Below are 16,510 nucleotides of genomic sequence, written 5' to 3' on the forward strand. Positions count from 1 at the left end.
TCATGGCGGCCTCTTCGCGGGTAAACCCGCTCCCACAGGGAACCTCGCTGAACCCTGTGGGAGCGGGTTTACCCGCGAAGAGGCCGGCACAGACAACATAAGCCTACAGCCAAGAAAAAGCCGCCTGGTAAGGCGGCTTGTTCAGATCACTCAGGCCTGCGGACGCATATGCGGGAACAGGATCACATCGCGAATCGACGGTGAGTTGGTCAGCAGCATCACCAGACGGTCGATGCCGATACCTTCACCAGCGGTCGGCGGCATGCCGTACTCCAGCGAGCGGACGAAGTCGGCGTCGTAGTGCATGGCTTCGTCGTCACCGGCATCCTTCTCGGCCACCTGGGCGAGGAAGCGCTCGGCCTGGTCTTCGGCATCGTTGAGCTCGGAGTAGGCGTTGGCGATCTCGCGGCCACCGATGAACAGCTCGAAGCGGTCGGTGACATTCGGGTTGTGGTCGTTGCGGCGCGCCAGCGGCGACACTTCGAACGGGTACTCGGTAATGAAGTGCGGCTGCTCCAGCTTGTGCTCGACCAGCTCTTCGAAAATCATCACCTGCAGCTTGCCCAGGCCTTCGTGGCCAAGCACCTTGGCGCCGGCCTGCTTGGCGATCGCACGCGCCTTGTCGACGTCCTGCAGGTCGGCGGCGGTCAGCTCAGGGTTGTACTTGAGGATCGAGTCGAACACCGACAGACGCACGAACGGCTCGCCGAAGTGGAACAGCTTGTCGCCGTACGGCACGTCGGTGCTGCCCAGGACCAGCTGCGCCAGCTCGCGGAACAGCTCCTCGGTGAGGTCCATGTTGTCTTCGTAGTCGGCGTAGGCCTGGTAGAACTCGAGCATGGTGAACTCGGGGTTGTGCCGGGTCGAAACGCCTTCGTTACGGAAGTTGCGGTTGATCTCGAAGACCTTCTCGAAGCCACCGACCACCAGGCGCTTGAGGTACAGCTCAGGCGCGATCCGCAGGAACATGGGCATGTCCAATGCGTTGTGATGGGTCTCGAACGGCTTGGCCGCGGCGCCGCCAGGGATGGTCTGGAGCATCGGCGTCTCGACTTCGAGGAAGTCGCGCTGGGCCAGGAAGCTGCGGATGTGCGAGATCACCTGCGAGCGCACACGGAAGGTGTGGCGGGTGTCTTCGTTGACCATCAGGTCGACGTAGCGCTGGCGGTAGCGCTGCTCGGTGTCGGTCAGGCCGTGGTGCTTGTCCGGCAGCGGGCGCAGCGACTTGGTCAGCAGGCGCACGTTGGTCATTTCGACGTACAGGTCGCCCTTGCCGGAACGGGCCAGGGTGCCTTCGGCGGCAATGATGTCACCAAGGTCCCAGGTCTTCACCGCGGCCAGGGTTTCTTCCGGCAGGGTCTTGCGGTTGACGTAGACCTGGATGCGCCCGGTCATGTCCTGGATCACCATGAACGAGCCACGGTTGAGCATGATGCGACCGGCAACCTTGACCGGGATCGCTGCAGCTTCCAGCTCTTCCTTGGTCTTGTCGACATACTGCTTCTGCAGGTCGTTGCAGTAGCTGTCGCGGCGGAAGTCGTTGGGGAAGGCATTGCCCTTCGCGCGCTCGGCGGCAAGCTTTTCCTTGCGCAGGGCGATCAGGGTGTTTTCTTCCTGTTGCAGGTCTTGCGGGTCGAGTTTGAGGTCGCTCATGTCGTCACATTTTCCATCAGGGATTCATTGCCCTCGCCCGTGGGCGAGGGTCTTGCAGCAGGGACACGCCGTGGCGCTTACAAGCCCTGCTTGAGGCTGGCTTCGAGGTATTCGTCGATGTCGCCGTCGAGTACCTTGTCGCAGTCGCTGCGTTCGATGTTGGTGCGCAGGTCCTTGATCCGCGACGCGTCGAGCACGTACGAGCGGATCTGGTGACCCCAGCCGATGTCCGACTTGCTGTCTTCCAGGGCCTGGGAGGCGGCATTGCGCTTCTGCATTTCCTGCTCGTACAACTTGGCCCGCAGCATTTTCATGGCGGTGTCCTTGTTGGCGTGCTGGGAACGCTCGTTCTGGCAGCTGACCACGGTGTTGGTCGGTACGTGGGTGATCCGTACCGCCGAGTCGGTGGTGTTGACGTGCTGACCACCGGCGCCCGAGGAGCGGTAGGTGTCGATGCGCAGGTCGGACGGGTTGATGTCGATCTCGACCTTGTCGTCGATCTCAGGCGAGACGAACACCGCCGAGAACGAGGTGTGGCGGCGCGCGCCGGAGTCGAACGGGCTCTTGCGCACCAGGCGGTGCACGCCGATTTCGGTGCGCAGCCAGCCGAAGGCGTACTCGCCCTTGATGTGCACGGTGGCGCCCTTGATACCGGCGACTTCACCTTCGGAGAGTTCCATGATGGTGGCATCGAAGCCACGCTTGGACGCCCAGCGCAGGTACATGCGCAGGAGGATGTTGGCCCAGTCCTGTGCTTCGGTACCGCCGGAGCCGGCCTGGATGTCCAGGTAGGCGTTGTTCATGTCCATCTCACCGCTGAACATGCGGCGGAATTCCAGCTTGGCGAGGGACGCTTCGAGGTCCTCGAGCACGGCGACGACGTCATTGACGGCGGCTTCGTCGTTTTCTTCGACGGCCATGTCGAGCAGCTCGCGCGAATCCGCCAGGCCACTGGCCATTTCGTCCAGGGTGCCGACGATCTGCGCCAGGGTGGCGCGCTCGCGGCCCAGCTCCTGGGCGTACTCGGGTTTGTTCCAGACGGCCGGGTCTTCCAGCTCGCGGTTGACTTCGATCAGGCGGTCAGCTTTGTGATCGTAGTCAAAGATACCCCCGAATCGATTCGGAACGTTCGGTGAGGTCCTTGATGGTGTTGAGGATCGGTTGGATTTCCATGGGCAGCCTACTCGCGCGAATTCGGTGAAAAGCCGGTGAGTATAAACGAGTCTGACCCATGGCGGCAGACCCGCCGGGCGGTGGCGTGTGTAGATTGACTGCTGGCGTTGAGAAAGCGCTGGCCTCTTCGCGGGTGAACCCGCTCCCACAGGGTGCGAGGCGCTCACGATACCTGTGGGAGCGGGTTTACCCGCGAAGAGGCCAGAACAGGCCTAGCGGGAATCAGGCGATGCCGACCTGGTTGCGCCCGTTGTTCTTGGCCAGGTACAGGCCCTTGTCGGCCGCCGAGATCAATTGCCGGCAATGGCTGCCGATGCTCGGCGTGTGGGTCGCCAGCCCAATGCTCACGGTCAGCCGCGAATCAGCCCCGGGTGCGGTATGCGGGATGTTCAGCGCATGCACGGTCTGGCGCAGCTTCTCGGCGATCAGGCGCGCACCACCCGGCGAGGTGTTCGGCAGCACCAGGGCAAACTCCTCACCGCCGTAGCGCGCCGGCAGGTCGGTCGGCCGCGAGCACGAGCCGCGAATCGCCCCGGCTACCTGGCGCAAGGCCTCGTCGCCGGCCAGGTGACCAAAACTGTCGTTGTAGGCCTTGAAGTAATCGACGTCGATCATCAACAGCGACAGTTGCTGCTGCTCACGCATGGCCCGACGCCATTCCAGCTCCAGGTACTCGTCGAAGTGCCGGCGGTTGGACAACCCGGTCAGGCCGTCGGAGTTCATCAGGCGCTGCAGCTTCAGGTTGGTGTCGAGCAACTGCTGCTGGCTGACCCGCAGGGCCCGATAGGCCTCGTCACGCTGCAGCAAGGTCATGTAGGAGCGCGAGTGGTAGCGAATGCGCGCCACCAGCTCGATGGTGTCCGGCAACTTGACCAGGTAATCGTTGGCGCCGGCGGCAAACGCCGCGCTCTTCACCAGCGGGTCTTCCTTGGTCGACAGGACAATGATCGGGATGTCCTGGGTCAGCGGGTTGTTGCGGTACTCGCGGACCAGCGTCAGCCCGTCCAGGCCAGGCATGATCAGGTCCTGGAGGATCACCGTGGGCTTGATCTGGATCGCCTGGGCGATCGCCTGGTGCGGATCGGCGCAGAAATGGAAGTCGATATTCTCTTCGTGGGCCAGGCCACGTCGTACCGCCTCACCGATCATTGCCTGGTCGTCGACCAGCAGGACCATTGCCGAATTTTCGTTGGTGGTCGTGAAACCTTCGATCGGTAGATCATTCATACCTGTTCACCCGGTCACTGCCGGCCTGGCGGCGTGATTGATTACATAACGTCATTTCGAAAAAATCTCCATCAGGCGCCCGGCAATCCGTTCAAGCGGACGAATCTCCACCGCCGCGTCAATCGCTGCGGCGGCTTTCGGCATGCCGTACACCGCGCTGCTCTGCTGGTCCTGGGCGATGGTCAGGAAACCCTGCTCACGCATCATCTTCAGCCCTTGGGCGCCGTCCCGGCCCATGCCGGTCAGCAGTACACCCACAGCCTCCCCGCGCCAATAGCGCGCCACGCTCTCGAAGAACACATCGATCGAGGGCCGATAGATCTCATCGACAGGGTCGGCAGTGTAGGCCAGTTGGCCGCCTTTCATCAGGCGGATATGGTGGTTGGTACCGGCCAGCAGCACCTGCCCGGCCTGGGGCGGCTCGCCTTCGCGGGCCAGCCGCACGACCAGGCCGCAGGCGCTGCTGAGCCATTCGGCCATGCCGGCGGCGAACACCTGATCGACATGCTGGACCAGCACGATGGCGGCCGGAAACTGCGCGGGAAGCCCCTTGAGCAGCACCTCCAACGCCGCCGGCCCGCCGGCCGAGGAGCCGATCGCCACCAGGCCACTGCGCTGCGATGCCTCGCGCAGCGCCGTCGGCGCAGCACGCGGCGCACTGGCCCGCTGCTGGCCGATCAGCCAGCCGATATTGACGATCTTGCGCAACAGCGGCGCCGCCGCCTCACGCGCGTCGCCCGCGCCCAGCGCAGGGGTGTCGACCACATCCAGGGCGCCGTGGCCCATGGCCTCGAACACCCGATGCACATTCTGCTTGCGGTCGACCGTGACGATGACGATCGCACAAGGGCTTTCGGCCATGATCCGCCGGGTCGCCTCGACCCCGTCCATGACCGGCATGATCAGGTCCATGAGGATCAGGTCCGGGGTCTGCTCGGCGCAACGGCGCACGGCCTCCTCGCCATCGCCGGCGACCCACACCACCTGATGCGCCGGCTCGAAGGCCAGCGCGCGGCGCAGGGCCTCCACGGCCATGGGCATGTCGTTGACGATGGCGATCCTCATCCTTGTGCACCTCCAATCAACTCGACCACCGCATCCAGCAACGCATCGTCGTGGAAACTGGCCTTTGCCAAATAGTAGTCGGCCCCGGCATCGAGTCCACGACGGCGATCTTCCTCGCGATCCTTGTACGACACCACCATGACCGGCAGCGATTGCAGGCGCTGGTCGCGGCGCACCAGGGTGACCAGCTCGATGCCGTCCATGCGCGGCATGTCGATGTCGGTGATCAGCAGGTCGAAGTCCTCGCCGCGCAGGGCGTTCCAGCCATCCATGCCGTCTACCGCCACCGCCACGTCGTAGCCGCGATTGCTCAGCAGCTTGCGCTGCAGCTCGCGTACGGTCAGCGAATCGTCGACCACCAGCACCCGCTTGCGAGGCACGCCCTTGACGGCGCTGCCACGGCGCTCGATACGCTCCAGGCGGCCGGTGGTGAGGAGTTTCTCGACTGAACGCAGCAGGTCTTCGACGTCGACGATGAGCACCACCGAGCCGTCGTCGAGCAGTGCGCCGGCGGAGATGTCCTGGACCTTGCCCAGGCGCGGGTCGAGCGGCATCACCACCAGCACCCGCTCACCGATCAAGCGCTCCACGGCCACACCGTACAGCTGCTCGCGCTCGCGGATCACCACCACGCGGATGCTGCGTTCCTCACCCTGCGCCGCCGGGCGGTTGAGCAGCTGGTTGGCCGACACCAGGCCGATGTGCCGCTGTTCGTGCCAGAAGTGCTGGCGCCCCTCGATCTGCACGATGGCGTCGGCGGGCACATCGAGGGTCCGTTCGATATGGGCCAGCGGAAACGCATACGCCTCGCCGCCGACTTCCACCACCAGGCTGCGCACCACCGACAGCGTCAGCGGTACTTCCAGGTGGAAGCAACAGCCCTGGCCGGCGACCTGGGTCAGCTCGATCGAGCCGCGCAGTTCGCGGACCATGTGCTGCACCGCATCCAGCCCGACGCCGCGACCCGAGACCTCGGTGACCTTGTCACGCAGGCTGAAGCCGGGCAGGAAGAGGAACGTCAGCAGCTCCGCCTCGCTCATCTGGGCCACCGTCTCGGCTGGCGACAGGGCGCGTTCGACGATGCTCCGGCGCACGCGCTCGAGGTCGATGCCGGCACCGTCGTCACTCAGTTCGAGAATCAGCAGACCCGCCTGGTGCGAAGCACACAGGCGGATCACGCCATCACCCGGCTTGCCCGCCAGCAGCCGCCGTTCGGGCAGTTCGATGCCATGATCGACGGCGTTTCGTAGCAAGTGGGTCAGCGGTGCCTCGAGTTTTTCCAGCACGTCGCGGTCGACCTGGGTCTTGTCACCCTCGATCTGCAGTTGCACCTGCTTGCCCAGCGAACGGCCGAGGTCGCGAACCATGCGGCTCTGCCCGGTCAGCACGTCGGCGAACGGGCGCATGCGGCAGGCCAGCGCAGTGTCGTAGAGGTTCTGCGCCCGCTGGCTGGCCTGCCAGCCGAACTCGTCGAGCTCGGCGGCCTGCTGCTGGAGGATCTGCTGGGTCTCGCCCAGCAGGCGTTGGGTCTGCGCCAGGGCCTCGAGCACTTCCGCGCTCTGGCCGCTGCCTTCAAGTTGGCTCTTCAGGCCGTCGAGTGCACGCATGCCCTGGCCGTGCATGCGCTTGAGGCGCTGCAGGCTGGCCAGATAAGGCTTGAGGCGCTGGGTCTCGACCAGCGACTTGCTCGACAGGTCGAGCAGGCTGTTCAAGCGGTCGGCGGTGACCCGCAGCACCCGCTCGCCGCCTTCGCCGCCCCGTTTGCCCGGTTTGCGCGGGGCGCTAGCGTCGTCCTGCGGCTCGGCCAACAGTGCCGGGGGCTCCGCGACGATGATTGCCGGCGCGGGCTCGAGCACGGGCGCCAGCGCGGCACTGGCGCTGGGCAGCGGCGCGGCGAACACCGCACTCGGATCGAGCAGCGCCGCCATCTGCACCAGAAACCCCGGCACTGCCGCCTCGCCCGCGGCATCGCCGGGGGTGGCGATGCGCATCAACAGATCGGTGCCCAGCAGCAGTGCGTCGATGTGCTCGGGACGCAAGCGCAAGCGGCCTTCCTGGGCGGCGACCAGGCAATCTTCCATGACATGGGCGACGCTGACCCCGGCATCGACGCCGACGATCCGCGCCGCACCTTTCAACGAGTGCGCGGCCCGCATGCAGGCCTCGAGCTGGTCGGCCTGGGTCGGGTTGCGTTCCAGCGCCATCAGGCCGGCACTGAGCACCTGGGTCTGGGCCTCGGCCTCGAGGCTGAACAGTTCGAGCAGCGAAGCGTCGCGCATTTGCTCCGGGGTCATGACAGGCTCCGCTTCACGGCAGACAATAAATGTTGCGCGTCCAGCACGCGCACGCTGCGCCCCCGCCACTGCAACACCGCAGCAGTGAAATGGACAGCGTCCTCGCCCTCGCCAGCGCGCTCGCTGTCGAGGCGGTGGATACCATCGATCTCGTCCACCGGTACCACCACCGGACCGCCTTCGGCGGCGAGGATCAGCATGCGCGGCCGCTCCCGCCCGCTGCGCTCCTGGGCCGGCGGGCTGTCGACGCCGAGCAGGTCTGCCAGCGACAGGCACGGCACCAGCGCGCCACGCACGTTGGCCACGCCCTGCAACACCCGCGAGCGCTGGTGCGGCAACGAATGCACCGGCTGCAGCGGGGCGATTTCCGCCAGGCTGGCGGTTGGCAGTGCCAACCACTCCTCACCCAGGCGGAACAACAGCATCGAGCGACCGCTGCAGACCTGCTCCTCCACGGCGATCTCGGCCTGCTCGTCCTGCATCAGCGCATAACGGTCGAGCAGTCGGGTCGCGGCCGACGCATAGACTTCACAGTTGCGACAGTGGATATGCCGCTCGAGCAGCGGGCACTGCTTGTCGCCATGCACGCCGATGCGGTTCCAGCAGTCGTCGATGCGCTCAAGGTCGTCGTTGACCAGTGGCAGCGAATGGGCGGCGATCATCGTTCAGACTCCCGGCCAGCTCGCGCGGCACGTTCCTGCAGGCGCCGTGCGCCCACCGCGTCGCCCTGCGACGCCAGCAGCGCCGCCAGGTGGATCAGCGCCTCGGGGTGCTGCGGTTCGAGGTACAAGGCCTTGCGGTAATGAATCAGGGCATTGGGCGTATCGCCCTCGGTATCGCTGAGCAGCCCCAGCCAGTAGTAGACCTGGGCCTTGGGCGCGAAACGGCGCAGGTACTGCTCGCAACCGAGGCGCGCCTGGGCGCTGTCACCCGCGTTGGCCTGACGGGCAATGCTGGCAAGCAGTTCAGCCTGGTTTTCACCGGCCTGGTTGTCGCTGGCGGGCATCGCCAGCGAGCGCACGGGCCGGGTTACGGGCGGCATGCTGCGCGGCGCGGGCAACGCCGCTGGCAACGGGCGGGCGATCGCTGCTGGCGGGCTGGCCGGCGGTGTCGGGGCGTCGGCCTGACGGACATAGGCGAACGACTGCGCGATACCCAGCGGCCGCATGCCCAAACGCGCCAGCAGACTGCCTTCGGCGGGGCCGATGAACAGCACGCCCTGAGCATGGGTCAGCTGTTTCAGCACTTCGAACACCCGACGCTGGGTCGGCACATCGAAGTAGATCAGCAAGTTGCGACAGAACACGAAATCGTACTGGCCATCGCGACTTTTCAGGGTCGGGTCCAGCACGTTGCCCACCTGCAGGCTGACCTGACGGCTGACCTGTTCATGCAGCCGATGGCCTTCGTCGCACTCGCTGAAATGCCGCTCGCGAAACGCCTGGTCGCTGCCGCGGAACGAGTTGCGCCCGTACACTGCCTGGCGGGCGCGGGCGACCGAATTGGGGCTGATATCCAGGCCGTCGATGCCGAACTGCTGGGGGTTCATGCCGCTGTCGAGCAGCGCCATGGAGATCGAGTACGGCTCTTCGCCGGTCGAACACGGCAGGCTGAGAATCCGCAGGGGCCGGGCGCCAGCCAGCTCGGCCAGACGCTTGTGGGCAAGGCCGACCAGCGCGGTGAACGATTCGGGGTAACGGTAGAACCACGTTTCAGGGACGATCACCGCCTCGATCAGCGCCTGCTGCTCGACCCCCGATTGGAGCAGCCGCAGCCAGTAATCGTCGAGGTCGTTGGCCTCCAGCGCCGCACAGCGCTGGCGCAGGGCGCGCTCGACCATCGGCGCGCCGACCGACTCGACGTCGAGGCCGATGCGCTCCTGGAGAAACCGGAAAAACCGCTGCTCGCTCATGCTGGCTCCTGCCCGGGTGCTTCAGGGAACAGCAGCCGACGTACCTCGTCAGGCAGCAGGTCGTTCACCTGGATACGTTGCAGCAAGCCCTCGGCGTCCTGGCGTACCGGGCCCAGGTAGGGCGCTTCGGCGTTGTCCAGGCCGTAGGGCTGGAATTCATCGGGATGACAGCGCAGGGTGTCGGTGGCCTGCTCGAGAATCAGCCCCAGGCGCAGCTCCACGCCTGCCGCCGCCGGCTGATAACGCACCACTACCAGGCGGGTACTGGTGCGCAGCGCGGCCGGGGTGGCGAAGCTCAGTGCCGACAGGTCGATCACCGGGATCAGCGCCCCGCGATGGGTGAGGATCCCGGCCACCCAGGCGGGTGCCTGGGCAATCGGCTTGAGCACCCGGCGCGGCAGCACTTCGATGACCTCGCGGACATCCAGGGCAAAGCGCTGCTGCCTGAGCCGAAACTGCAGGTAGAGGGCGCCGTTGCCGTGGCCGGCCGGTGTTTCGCGAGGGTGCAGGTCGGTCATCGTCGTCAGACTTTGAAGCGCGACACACCGCCGCGCAGGCCCGCCGCCACCTGGCTCAGCTCATCGATGGCGAAACTGGCCTGGCGCAGCGATTCGACCGTCTGCGTGCTGGCATCGCTGAGCTGCGCCAGCGCCTGGTTGATCTGCTCGGCACCGGTGGCCTGGGCCTGCATGCCGTCGTTGACCATCAGCACGCGCGGCGCCAGGGCCTGCACCTGATGGATGATCTGGCTGAGCTGCTCGCCGACCTGCTGCACCTCGAACATGCCGCGGCGCACCTCCTCGGAGAACTTGTCCATGCCCATCACCCCGGCCGAGACCGACGACTGGATTTCACGGACCATCTGCTCGATGTCGTAGGTGGCGACGGCGGTCTGGTCGGCCAGGCGGCGCACCTCGGTGGCCACCACGGCGAAGCCTCGGCCGTATTCACCGGCCTTCTCGGCCTCGATCGCGGCGTTGAGCGAAAGCAGGTTGGTCTGGTCGGCGACCTTGACGATGGTCACCACCACCTGGTTGATGTTGCTGGCCTTCTCGTTGAGGATGCCCAGCTTGGCGTTGACCAGGTCGGCCGCGCCCATCACCTGGTGCATGGTTTCTTCCATACGGGCCAGGCCCTGCTGGCCGGAGCCGGCGAGGATCGAGGCCTGGTCGGCGGCCGAGGTCACTTCGGTCATGGTCCGCACCAGGTCGCGCGAGGTCGCGGCGATTTCCCGCGAGGTGGCGCCGATTTCAGTGGTGGTAGCGGCGGTTTCGGTGGCGGTGGCCTGCTGCTGCTTGGAGGTGGCGGCGATCTCGGTGACCGAGGTGGTCACCTGCACCGAAGAGCGCTGGGCCTGGGCGACCAGGTTGGCGAGGGCCTCGGCCATTTCGTTGAACCCGGTTTCGATGGCGCCGAACTCGTCCTTGCGCTCCAGGTTCAGGCGCATGCTCAGGTCGCCGGAGCGCAGCTTGTCGAGGGCATGCACGATACGTTGCATGGGAGTGGTGATGGCGCGCATCAGCAGCAGGCCGCAGATGCCCGCGGCGATGATCGCCAGCACCAGCGAAACGATCATGCTGCCCTTGGCCGTGGCCACGGCGCTGACGATTTCACTGGTGGCGTTGTCGGCGGCTTCACGGTTGCGCTCGATGACGGTGTTGAGGTGCTTGCGCCCATCGACCCAGGCCGGGGTGAGCACTTCGCTGATCAGCCGCTGCGCTTCGTCATAGTTCTGCTGCCGGTAGGCCTCGAGGACCTGCTTGATGTCCTCGACATAGCGCTGTTCCATGCCGACGAAGGTATCGAAGCTGGCCTGGTCTTCGCGGGTGCGAATGGTCCCCTGATAACTGGCCATGTGCTGGCGCAGACGATCCTCGAAGCCCTTGAACAGCTCCAGGTCGGCGCTGGTGATTTCGCGGTGATTGCTCAGGCCGACCAGTTGCTGGCTGGTGACGTAGCTGTCGACCCAGGCACTGCGGATCATCGAGCTGTAGTAGACGCCGGGGATGGCGTCCGAGCCGACCGCCTCCTCGCTCGCCGAGATCGCCACCAACCTTGAGTAGGCGGCCACGATCATCAGCAGCATGATGGCGATGATCACGGCGAAACTTGCCAGGATCCGTTGGCGCATGGTCCAGTTCTTCACAATCAGCCCTCAAGAATTCAGTGCGAGCGGGAAAATCGCCGAAGTATAGCCCAGGCGTGTTTCGCGTTCGCGACTCAATTGCAGGCGGATTCAGGCATCCTTGCCTACGGAGTGGCCATTTGCCGGCTTATTGACCTGCGGCAAGCCTGACCTGGCTCTCCAGCTCCTGGCGCAGGGCCGGATCCAGCTTCAGTTGACGCGCCAGTTCGTCGAGGTAGCTGCGCTCCATGAAGTTTTCCTGGTCGACCATCATCACGCTGGCCAGGTACATCTCGGCCGCCATTTCCGGGGTCTGCGCGGCGCGTGCCACTTCGGCCGGGTCCAGCGGCTTGTTGAGTTCGGCGTGCAGCCAGTGCTGCAGTTCACGGTCGCTGTCCAGGCGGGTGAATTCGCCTTCGATCAGTGCGCGTTCACGGTCATCGATATGGCCATCGGACTTGGCCGCCGCCACCAGTGCACGCAGCACCGCCTGGCTGTGCTGCTCGGCTTCGGCCGGCGGCAGGCGGTCGAGGGTCTGCGGCTCACGGCTGCTGCCCTGTGCCTGGTTGGCCTGCCAGTTGCCATAGGCCTTGTAGGCCAGCACGCCGAGTGCGGCCAGGCCGCCATAGGTGAGCACCTTGCCGCCGTATTTGCGCGCGCTCTTGTTGCCCAGCAGCAGGCCCATGGCGCTGCCAGCCAAGGCACCGCCGCCGGCACCGGAGAGCAGGCTGCCGAGGCCGCCGGCGCCCAGGCCAGGCTTGTGACCGGCGCCCTTGCCGGCCTGCTTGCCGAGCAGTTCCTGACCGGACTTGAACAGTTGATCGAGCAAACCTCGGGTGTTCATTGATGCGTCTCCACAGTGCGCAAGGTAACGCCCAGATTAAGGCCTGGCCGAAGGTTCGCCACGGGGGTATTTGCTTCGGGATGTTGCATGCAGCGGCAAAATCGCAACTAGACTCGATTTCGCCGATCCGCTGCGCTGGCGATAAGCGCACTACGCTTGAACGATCGCACCCTGCGTTGCCAATGACTGCCCGCCCCTGATGACCAACAAGAGGGAATACCATGTCAGTGCACAAGACCGCCCTGCTCAGCGCCCTGAGCAGCGCCCTGCTGGCCAGCGCCAGCCTGCAGGCGGCCGAGCCGCTCAAGGCCGTGGGTGCCGGTGAAGGCCAACTCGACATCATTGCCTGGCCGGGCTACATCGAGCGCGGCGAAAGCGACAAGGCCTACGACTGGGTCAGCGGGTTCGAGAAGGACACCGGCTGCAAGGTCAGCGTCAAGACCGCCGCCACCTCCGACGAAATGGTCAGCCTGATGACCAAGGGCGGCTACGACCTGGTCACCGCGTCCGGCGATGCCTCGCTGCGGCTGATTGCCGGCAAGCGCGTGCAGCCGATCAATACCGCACTGATCCCCAACTGGAAGAACCTCGACCCGCGCCTGCAGAACGGTGGCTGGTACGTGGTCGACAAGGCCGTCTACGGCACGCCTTATCAGTGGGGCCCCAACGTGCTGCTGTACAACAGCAACGTGTTCAAGCAGCCGCCGACCAGCTGGAGCGTGGTGTTCGAGCCGCAGGACCTGCCCGACGGCAAGCCCAACAAGGGCCGCGTGCAGGCCTACGATGGGCCGATCTATATTGCCGACGCGGCGCTGTACCTGAAGTCGACCCAGCCGGCGCTGGGCATCCAGGACCCTTACCAGCTCAACGAAACCCAGTACAAGGCGGTGCTCGAGCTGCTGCGCAAGCAACAACCGCTGATCCACCGCTACTGGCACGACGCGACGGTGCAGATGAGCGACGTCAAGAACGAAGGCGTGGCGGCGTCCAGCTCATGGGGCTACATGGTCAACGGCCTGAAAGCCGACAACCAGCCGGTGGCCTCGACCATCCCCAAGGAGGGGGCCACCGGCTGGGCCGACACCACCATGCTGCACAGCGAGGCCAAGCACCCGAACTGCGCGTACAAGTGGATGGACTGGTCATTGCAACCCAAGGTCCAGGGTGACGTGGCGGCCTGGTTCGGCTCGTTGCCGGCAGTCCCGGCGGCCTGTACCGGCAGCGAGCTGCTGGGCGCCGAAGGGTGCAAGACCAACGGCTTCGACAACTTCGACAAGATCGCCTTCTGGAAGACCCCGCAGGCTGAGGGCGGCAAGTTCGTGCCGTACAGCCGCTGGACCCAGGACTACATCGCGATCATGGGCGGCCGCTAGGTCGCCATCGCGGGGCAGTGACAACACGATGAACCGGTGGAGCCCGCAATGCCCCTAGCCGTCCAGTTCACCCAGGTCTCGCGCAGCTTCGGCGAGGTCAAGGCCGTCGACCGGGTCAGCATCGACATCGAGGACGGCGAGTTCTTCTCCATGCTCGGCCCCTCGGGTTCGGGCAAGACCACCTGCCTGCGCCTGATCGCCGGCTTCGAACAGCCGAGCAGCGGCTCGATCCGCATCCACGGGGTCGAGGCCGCAGGCGTGCCGCCCTACCAGCGCGACGTCAACACGGTGTTCCAGGACTACGCGCTGTTCCCGCACATGAACGTCCTCGACAACGTCGCCTATGGCCTCAAGGTCAAGGGCGTGGCCAAAGCGGAGCGCCATGCGCGCGCCGACGAGGCCCTGGCGATGGTCGCCTTGAGCGGCTATGGCCAGCGCAAGCCGGCGCAGCTGTCGGGCGGCCAGCGCCAGCGCGTCGCCCTCGCCCGCGCGCTGGTCAACCGCCCGCGGGTGCTGCTGCTCGACGAACCGCTGGGCGCGCTCGACCTCAAGCTGCGCGAACAGATGCAGGGCGAACTGAAGAAGCTCCAGCGCCAGCTCGGCATCACCTTCATCTTCGTCACCCACGACCAGACCGAGGCGCTGTCGATGTCTGACCGGGTCGCGGTGTTCAACCAGGGGCGCATCGAGCAGGTCGACACCCCGCGCAACCTCTACATGAAACCCGCGACGCCGTTTGTCGCCGAGTTCGTCGGCACCTCCAACGTGCTCCGCGGCGCCTTGGCCGAACAGCTCAACGGCAGCCCGACGGCGTTCTCCATTCGCCCCGAGCACATCCGCCTGGATGACCTCGCCGCCACCAGCGAGGAAGTCCAGGTCAGCGGCCTGCTGCACGACATCCAGTACCAGGGCAGCGCCACCCGCTACGAAGTGCAACTGGACAACGGCCAACTGCTGGCGGTGAGCCAGGCCAACGACCAATGGCTCGAGCATCCGCCGCGCTGGCAACCCGGCCAGCGCGTGCAAGCCCGCTGGCCACGCGAGGCGATGACGGTGCTGCGCGAGAGCGTCCTCGGCGAGGACCACTGAGATGAGCGTGGCCGTGCAACCGCCGTCGCCAGGCTCACCACTGCGGCGCTTTGCCAACCTGCTCTACCGACGCCCCAACCTGTACCTGCTGTTGTTGTTGGTCCCACCGCTGCTGTGGTTTGGCGCGATCTACCTGGGCTCGCTGCTGAACCTGCTCTGGCAAGGCTTCTATACCTTCGACGACTTCACCATGGCGGTGACCCCAGCGCTGACCCTGGCCAACTTCGTGGCCCTGTTCAACCCGGCCAACCTCGACATCATCCTGCGTACCGTGGGCATGGCCGTGGCGGTGTCGCTGGCCAGTGCAGTGGTGGCCTTCCCCATCGCGTACTACATGGCGCGCTATACCACCGGCAAGACCAAGGCGTTTTTCTATATCGCGGTGATGATGCCGATGTGGGCCAGCTACATCGTCAAGACCTACGCCTGGACCCTGTTGCTGGCCAAGGGTGGGGTGGCCCAGTGGTTTGTCCAGCAGTTGCAGCTGGACGGCCTGTTGCAGCTGGTGCTGACTATCCCCGGGGTTGGCGGGAGCACGTTATCGACCTCGCACCTGGGGCGCTTCCTGGTGTTCGTGTACATCTGGCTGCCGTTCATGATCCTGCCGATCCAGGCTTCGCTCGAACGCCTGCCGCCGTCATTGCTGCAGGCGTCGGCCGACCTCGGCGCCAAGCCGCGGCAGACGTTTGTCCAGGTGATCCTGCCGCTGTCGGTGCCGGGCATCGCCGCTGGGTCGATCTTCACCTTCTCGCTGACCCTGGGCGACTTCATCGTGCCGCAACTGATCGGCCCGCCGGGCTACTTCATCGGCAGCATGGTCTACGCCCAGCAAGGCGCGATCGGCAACATGCCGATGGCGGCGGCCTTCACCCTGGTGCCGATCGTGCTGATCGCCGTCTACCTGGCCATGGTCAAACGCCTGGGGGCCTTCGATGCACTCTGAACGCGCGTCACTGAGCCTGCGCCTGGCGGCGTGGGGTGGTTTGCTGTTCCTGCACTTTCCGATCCTGATCATCCTGCTCTACGCCTTCAATACCGAAGACTCGGCGTTCAGCTTTCCGCCGCGCGGGTTTACCCTGAAGTGGTTTGCCGTGGCCTTCTCGCGCCCGGACGTGCTCGAGGCGATCAAGCTGTCGCTGCAAGTGGCCTGCCTGGCCACGCTGATCGCCCTGGTGCTCGGCACGCTGGCGTCGGCGGCGCTGTACAAGCGCAATTTCTTCGGCAAGGAAAGCATCTCGCTGATGCTGATCCTGCCGATCGCCCTGCCCGGGATCATCACCGGCCTCGCCCTGCTCTCAGCGTTCAAGAGCCTGGGCATAGAACCTGGGATCTTCAGCATCGTGGTGGGCCATGCGACGTTCTGCGTGGTGATCGTCTACAACAACGTCATCGCCCGCCTGCGCCGCACCTCGCAGAGCCTGATCGAAGCCTCGATGGACCTCGGTGCCGACGGCTGGCAGACCTTTCGCTACATCATCCTGCCCAACCTCGGCTCGGCCCTGCTGGCGGGCGGCATGCTGGCGTTTGCCCTGTCGTTCGACGAAATCATCGTCACCACCTTTACCGCCGGCCATGAGCGCACCTTGCCGATCTGGTTGCTCAACCAGCTCAGCCGTCCGCGCGATGTGCCCGTGACCAACGTGGTCGCCATGCTGGTGATGCTGGTGACCATGCTGCCGATCCTCGGCGCCTACTACCTGACCCGCGGCGGCGAAGGCGTCGCCGGCAGCGGCAAATGACCCTGGAGGACTCGTC

General features: G+C 65.6%; 14 protein-coding genes. 4 read left to right on the forward strand and 10 right to left on the reverse strand.

Features of this window, described 5'->3' with window-relative positions:
• Positions 1 to 150 precede the first annotated feature (150 nt).
• From lysS to CCOS865_RS22880, 10 genes are all read right to left on the reverse strand, one after another.
• On the reverse strand, positions 151 to 1,653 hold the full coding sequence (gene lysS / locus CCOS865_RS22835) for a lysine--tRNA ligase (protein ID WP_119145103.1): 1,503 nt from the start codon (positions 1,651 to 1,653) through the stop codon (positions 151 to 153).
• A gap of 77 nt (positions 1,654 to 1,730) precedes the next feature.
• Positions 1,731 to 2,826 (reverse strand): peptide chain release factor 2 gene (prfB, locus tag CCOS865_RS22840; protein WP_119145105.1). Its coding sequence is split into 2 segments (ribosomal slippage): positions 1,731 to 2,753 and positions 2,755 to 2,826, totalling 1,095 coding nucleotides; the frame shifts between segments, so codons are not numbered across the junction.
• A 222-nt stretch (positions 2,827 to 3,048) separates the two neighbouring features.
• Positions 3,049 to 4,053, reverse strand: coding sequence for a response regulator (locus tag CCOS865_RS22845; RefSeq protein WP_119145107.1), 1,005 nt, complete (start codon positions 4,051 to 4,053; stop codon positions 3,049 to 3,051).
• A 51-nt stretch (positions 4,054 to 4,104) separates the two neighbouring features.
• On the reverse strand, positions 4,105 to 5,118 hold the full coding sequence (gene cheB, locus CCOS865_RS22850) for a chemotaxis response regulator protein-glutamate methylesterase (RefSeq protein ID WP_119145109.1): 1,014 nt from the start codon (positions 5,116 to 5,118) through the stop codon (positions 4,105 to 4,107).
• Complete coding sequence (locus CCOS865_RS22855; protein WP_119145111.1) at positions 5,115 to 7,412, reverse strand: hybrid sensor histidine kinase/response regulator; 2,298 nt, start codon at positions 7,410 to 7,412, stop codon at positions 5,115 to 5,117. Before CCOS865_RS22855 ends, cheB begins: the two co-directional genes overlap by 4 nt.
• Positions 7,409 to 8,074, reverse strand: coding sequence for a chemotaxis protein CheW (locus CCOS865_RS22860; protein WP_119145114.1), 666 nt, complete (start codon positions 8,072 to 8,074; stop codon positions 7,409 to 7,411). Before CCOS865_RS22860 ends, CCOS865_RS22855 begins: the two co-directional genes overlap by 4 nt.
• The gene (locus tag CCOS865_RS22865) at positions 8,071 to 9,324 is read right to left on the reverse strand and encodes a CheR family methyltransferase (RefSeq protein ID WP_119145115.1); all 1,254 of its coding nucleotides are present in this window, start codon (positions 9,322 to 9,324) and stop codon (positions 8,071 to 8,073) included. Before CCOS865_RS22865 ends, CCOS865_RS22860 begins: the two co-directional genes overlap by 4 nt.
• Positions 9,321 to 9,842, reverse strand: a complete 522-nt coding sequence (locus CCOS865_RS22870; RefSeq protein WP_119145117.1) for a chemotaxis protein CheW — start codon at positions 9,840 to 9,842, stop codon at positions 9,321 to 9,323. Before CCOS865_RS22870 ends, CCOS865_RS22865 begins: the two co-directional genes overlap by 4 nt.
• A 5-nt stretch (positions 9,843 to 9,847) precedes the next feature.
• A complete protein-coding gene (locus CCOS865_RS22875) occupies positions 9,848 to 11,470 on the reverse strand; it encodes a methyl-accepting chemotaxis protein (RefSeq protein ID WP_119145119.1) in 1,623 nt (540 codons plus the stop codon).
• Between the two features lie 127 nt (positions 11,471 to 11,597).
• The gene (locus CCOS865_RS22880; protein ID WP_119145121.1) at positions 11,598 to 12,293 is read right to left on the reverse strand and encodes a tellurite resistance TerB family protein; all 696 of its coding nucleotides are present in this window, start codon (positions 12,291 to 12,293) and stop codon (positions 11,598 to 11,600) included.
• Between the two features lie 221 nt (positions 12,294 to 12,514).
• Here CCOS865_RS22880 and ydcS point away from each other — a divergent pair, with 221 nt between their 5' ends.
• Genes ydcS through CCOS865_RS22900 form a run of 4 tightly spaced genes read left to right on the forward strand, consistent with a single transcriptional unit; the run spans position 12,515 to position 16,494 of the window.
• On the forward strand, positions 12,515 to 13,666 hold the full coding sequence (gene ydcS / locus CCOS865_RS22885; protein WP_119145123.1) for a putative ABC transporter substrate-binding protein YdcS: 1,152 nt from the start codon (positions 12,515 to 12,517) through the stop codon (positions 13,664 to 13,666).
• A 48-nt stretch (positions 13,667 to 13,714) separates the two neighbouring features.
• Entirely contained in the window at positions 13,715 to 14,755 is a 1,041-nt protein-coding gene (locus tag CCOS865_RS22890) for an ABC transporter ATP-binding protein (protein WP_119145125.1), read from the forward strand.
• Between the two features lies 1 nt (position 14,756).
• Entirely contained in the window at positions 14,757 to 15,698 is a 942-nt protein-coding gene (locus tag CCOS865_RS22895; RefSeq protein ID WP_119145127.1) for an ABC transporter permease, read from the forward strand.
• Positions 15,688 to 16,494 (forward strand): ABC transporter permease, encoded by an 807-nt coding sequence (locus CCOS865_RS22900; RefSeq protein ID WP_119145129.1) that lies wholly within the window; start codon positions 15,688 to 15,690, stop codon positions 16,492 to 16,494. Before CCOS865_RS22895 ends, CCOS865_RS22900 begins: the two co-directional genes overlap by 11 nt.
• The last annotated feature ends 16 nt before the right edge of the window (positions 16,495 to 16,510 follow it).

Origin of the sequence: Pseudomonas reidholzensis (genome assembly GCF_900536025.1) — a bacterium.
Taxonomy (GTDB): domain Bacteria; phylum Pseudomonadota; class Gammaproteobacteria; order Pseudomonadales; family Pseudomonadaceae; genus Aquipseudomonas; species Aquipseudomonas reidholzensis.

Excerpts from the sequence above, each read along its gene's own strand:
- CCOS865_RS22845 (WP_119145107.1), bottom strand. The coding sequence starts at position 4,053 with ATGAATGATCTACCGATCGAAGGTTTCACGACCACCAACGAAAATTCG.
- CCOS865_RS22890 (WP_119145125.1), top strand. The coding sequence starts at position 13,715 with ATGCCCCTAGCCGTCCAGTTCACCCAGGTCTCGCGCAGCTTCGGCGAG.
- CCOS865_RS22900 (WP_119145129.1), top strand. The coding sequence starts at position 15,688 with ATGCACTCTGAACGCGCGTCACTGAGCCTGCGCCTGGCGGCGTGGGGT.
- cheB (WP_119145109.1), bottom strand. The coding sequence starts at position 5,118 with ATGAGGATCGCCATCGTCAACGACATGCCCATGGCCGTGGAGGCCCTG.
- lysS (WP_119145103.1), bottom strand. The coding sequence starts at position 1,653 with ATGAGCGACCTCAAACTCGACCCGCAAGACCTGCAACAGGAAGAAAAC.
- CCOS865_RS22880 (WP_119145121.1), bottom strand. The coding sequence starts at position 12,293 with ATGAACACCCGAGGTTTGCTCGATCAACTGTTCAAGTCCGGTCAGGAA.
- CCOS865_RS22865 (WP_119145115.1), bottom strand. The coding sequence starts at position 9,324 with ATGAGCGAGCAGCGGTTTTTCCGGTTTCTCCAGGAGCGCATCGGCCTC.
- CCOS865_RS22855 (WP_119145111.1), bottom strand. The coding sequence starts at position 7,412 with ATGACCCCGGAGCAAATGCGCGACGCTTCGCTGCTCGAACTGTTCAGC.
- CCOS865_RS22860 (WP_119145114.1), bottom strand. The coding sequence starts at position 8,074 with ATGATCGCCGCCCATTCGCTGCCACTGGTCAACGACGACCTTGAGCGC.
- ydcS (WP_119145123.1), top strand. The coding sequence starts at position 12,515 with ATGTCAGTGCACAAGACCGCCCTGCTCAGCGCCCTGAGCAGCGCCCTG.
- CCOS865_RS22870 (WP_119145117.1), bottom strand. The coding sequence starts at position 9,842 with ATGACCGACCTGCACCCTCGCGAAACACCGGCCGGCCACGGCAACGGC.
- CCOS865_RS22895 (WP_119145127.1), top strand. The coding sequence starts at position 14,757 with ATGAGCGTGGCCGTGCAACCGCCGTCGCCAGGCTCACCACTGCGGCGC.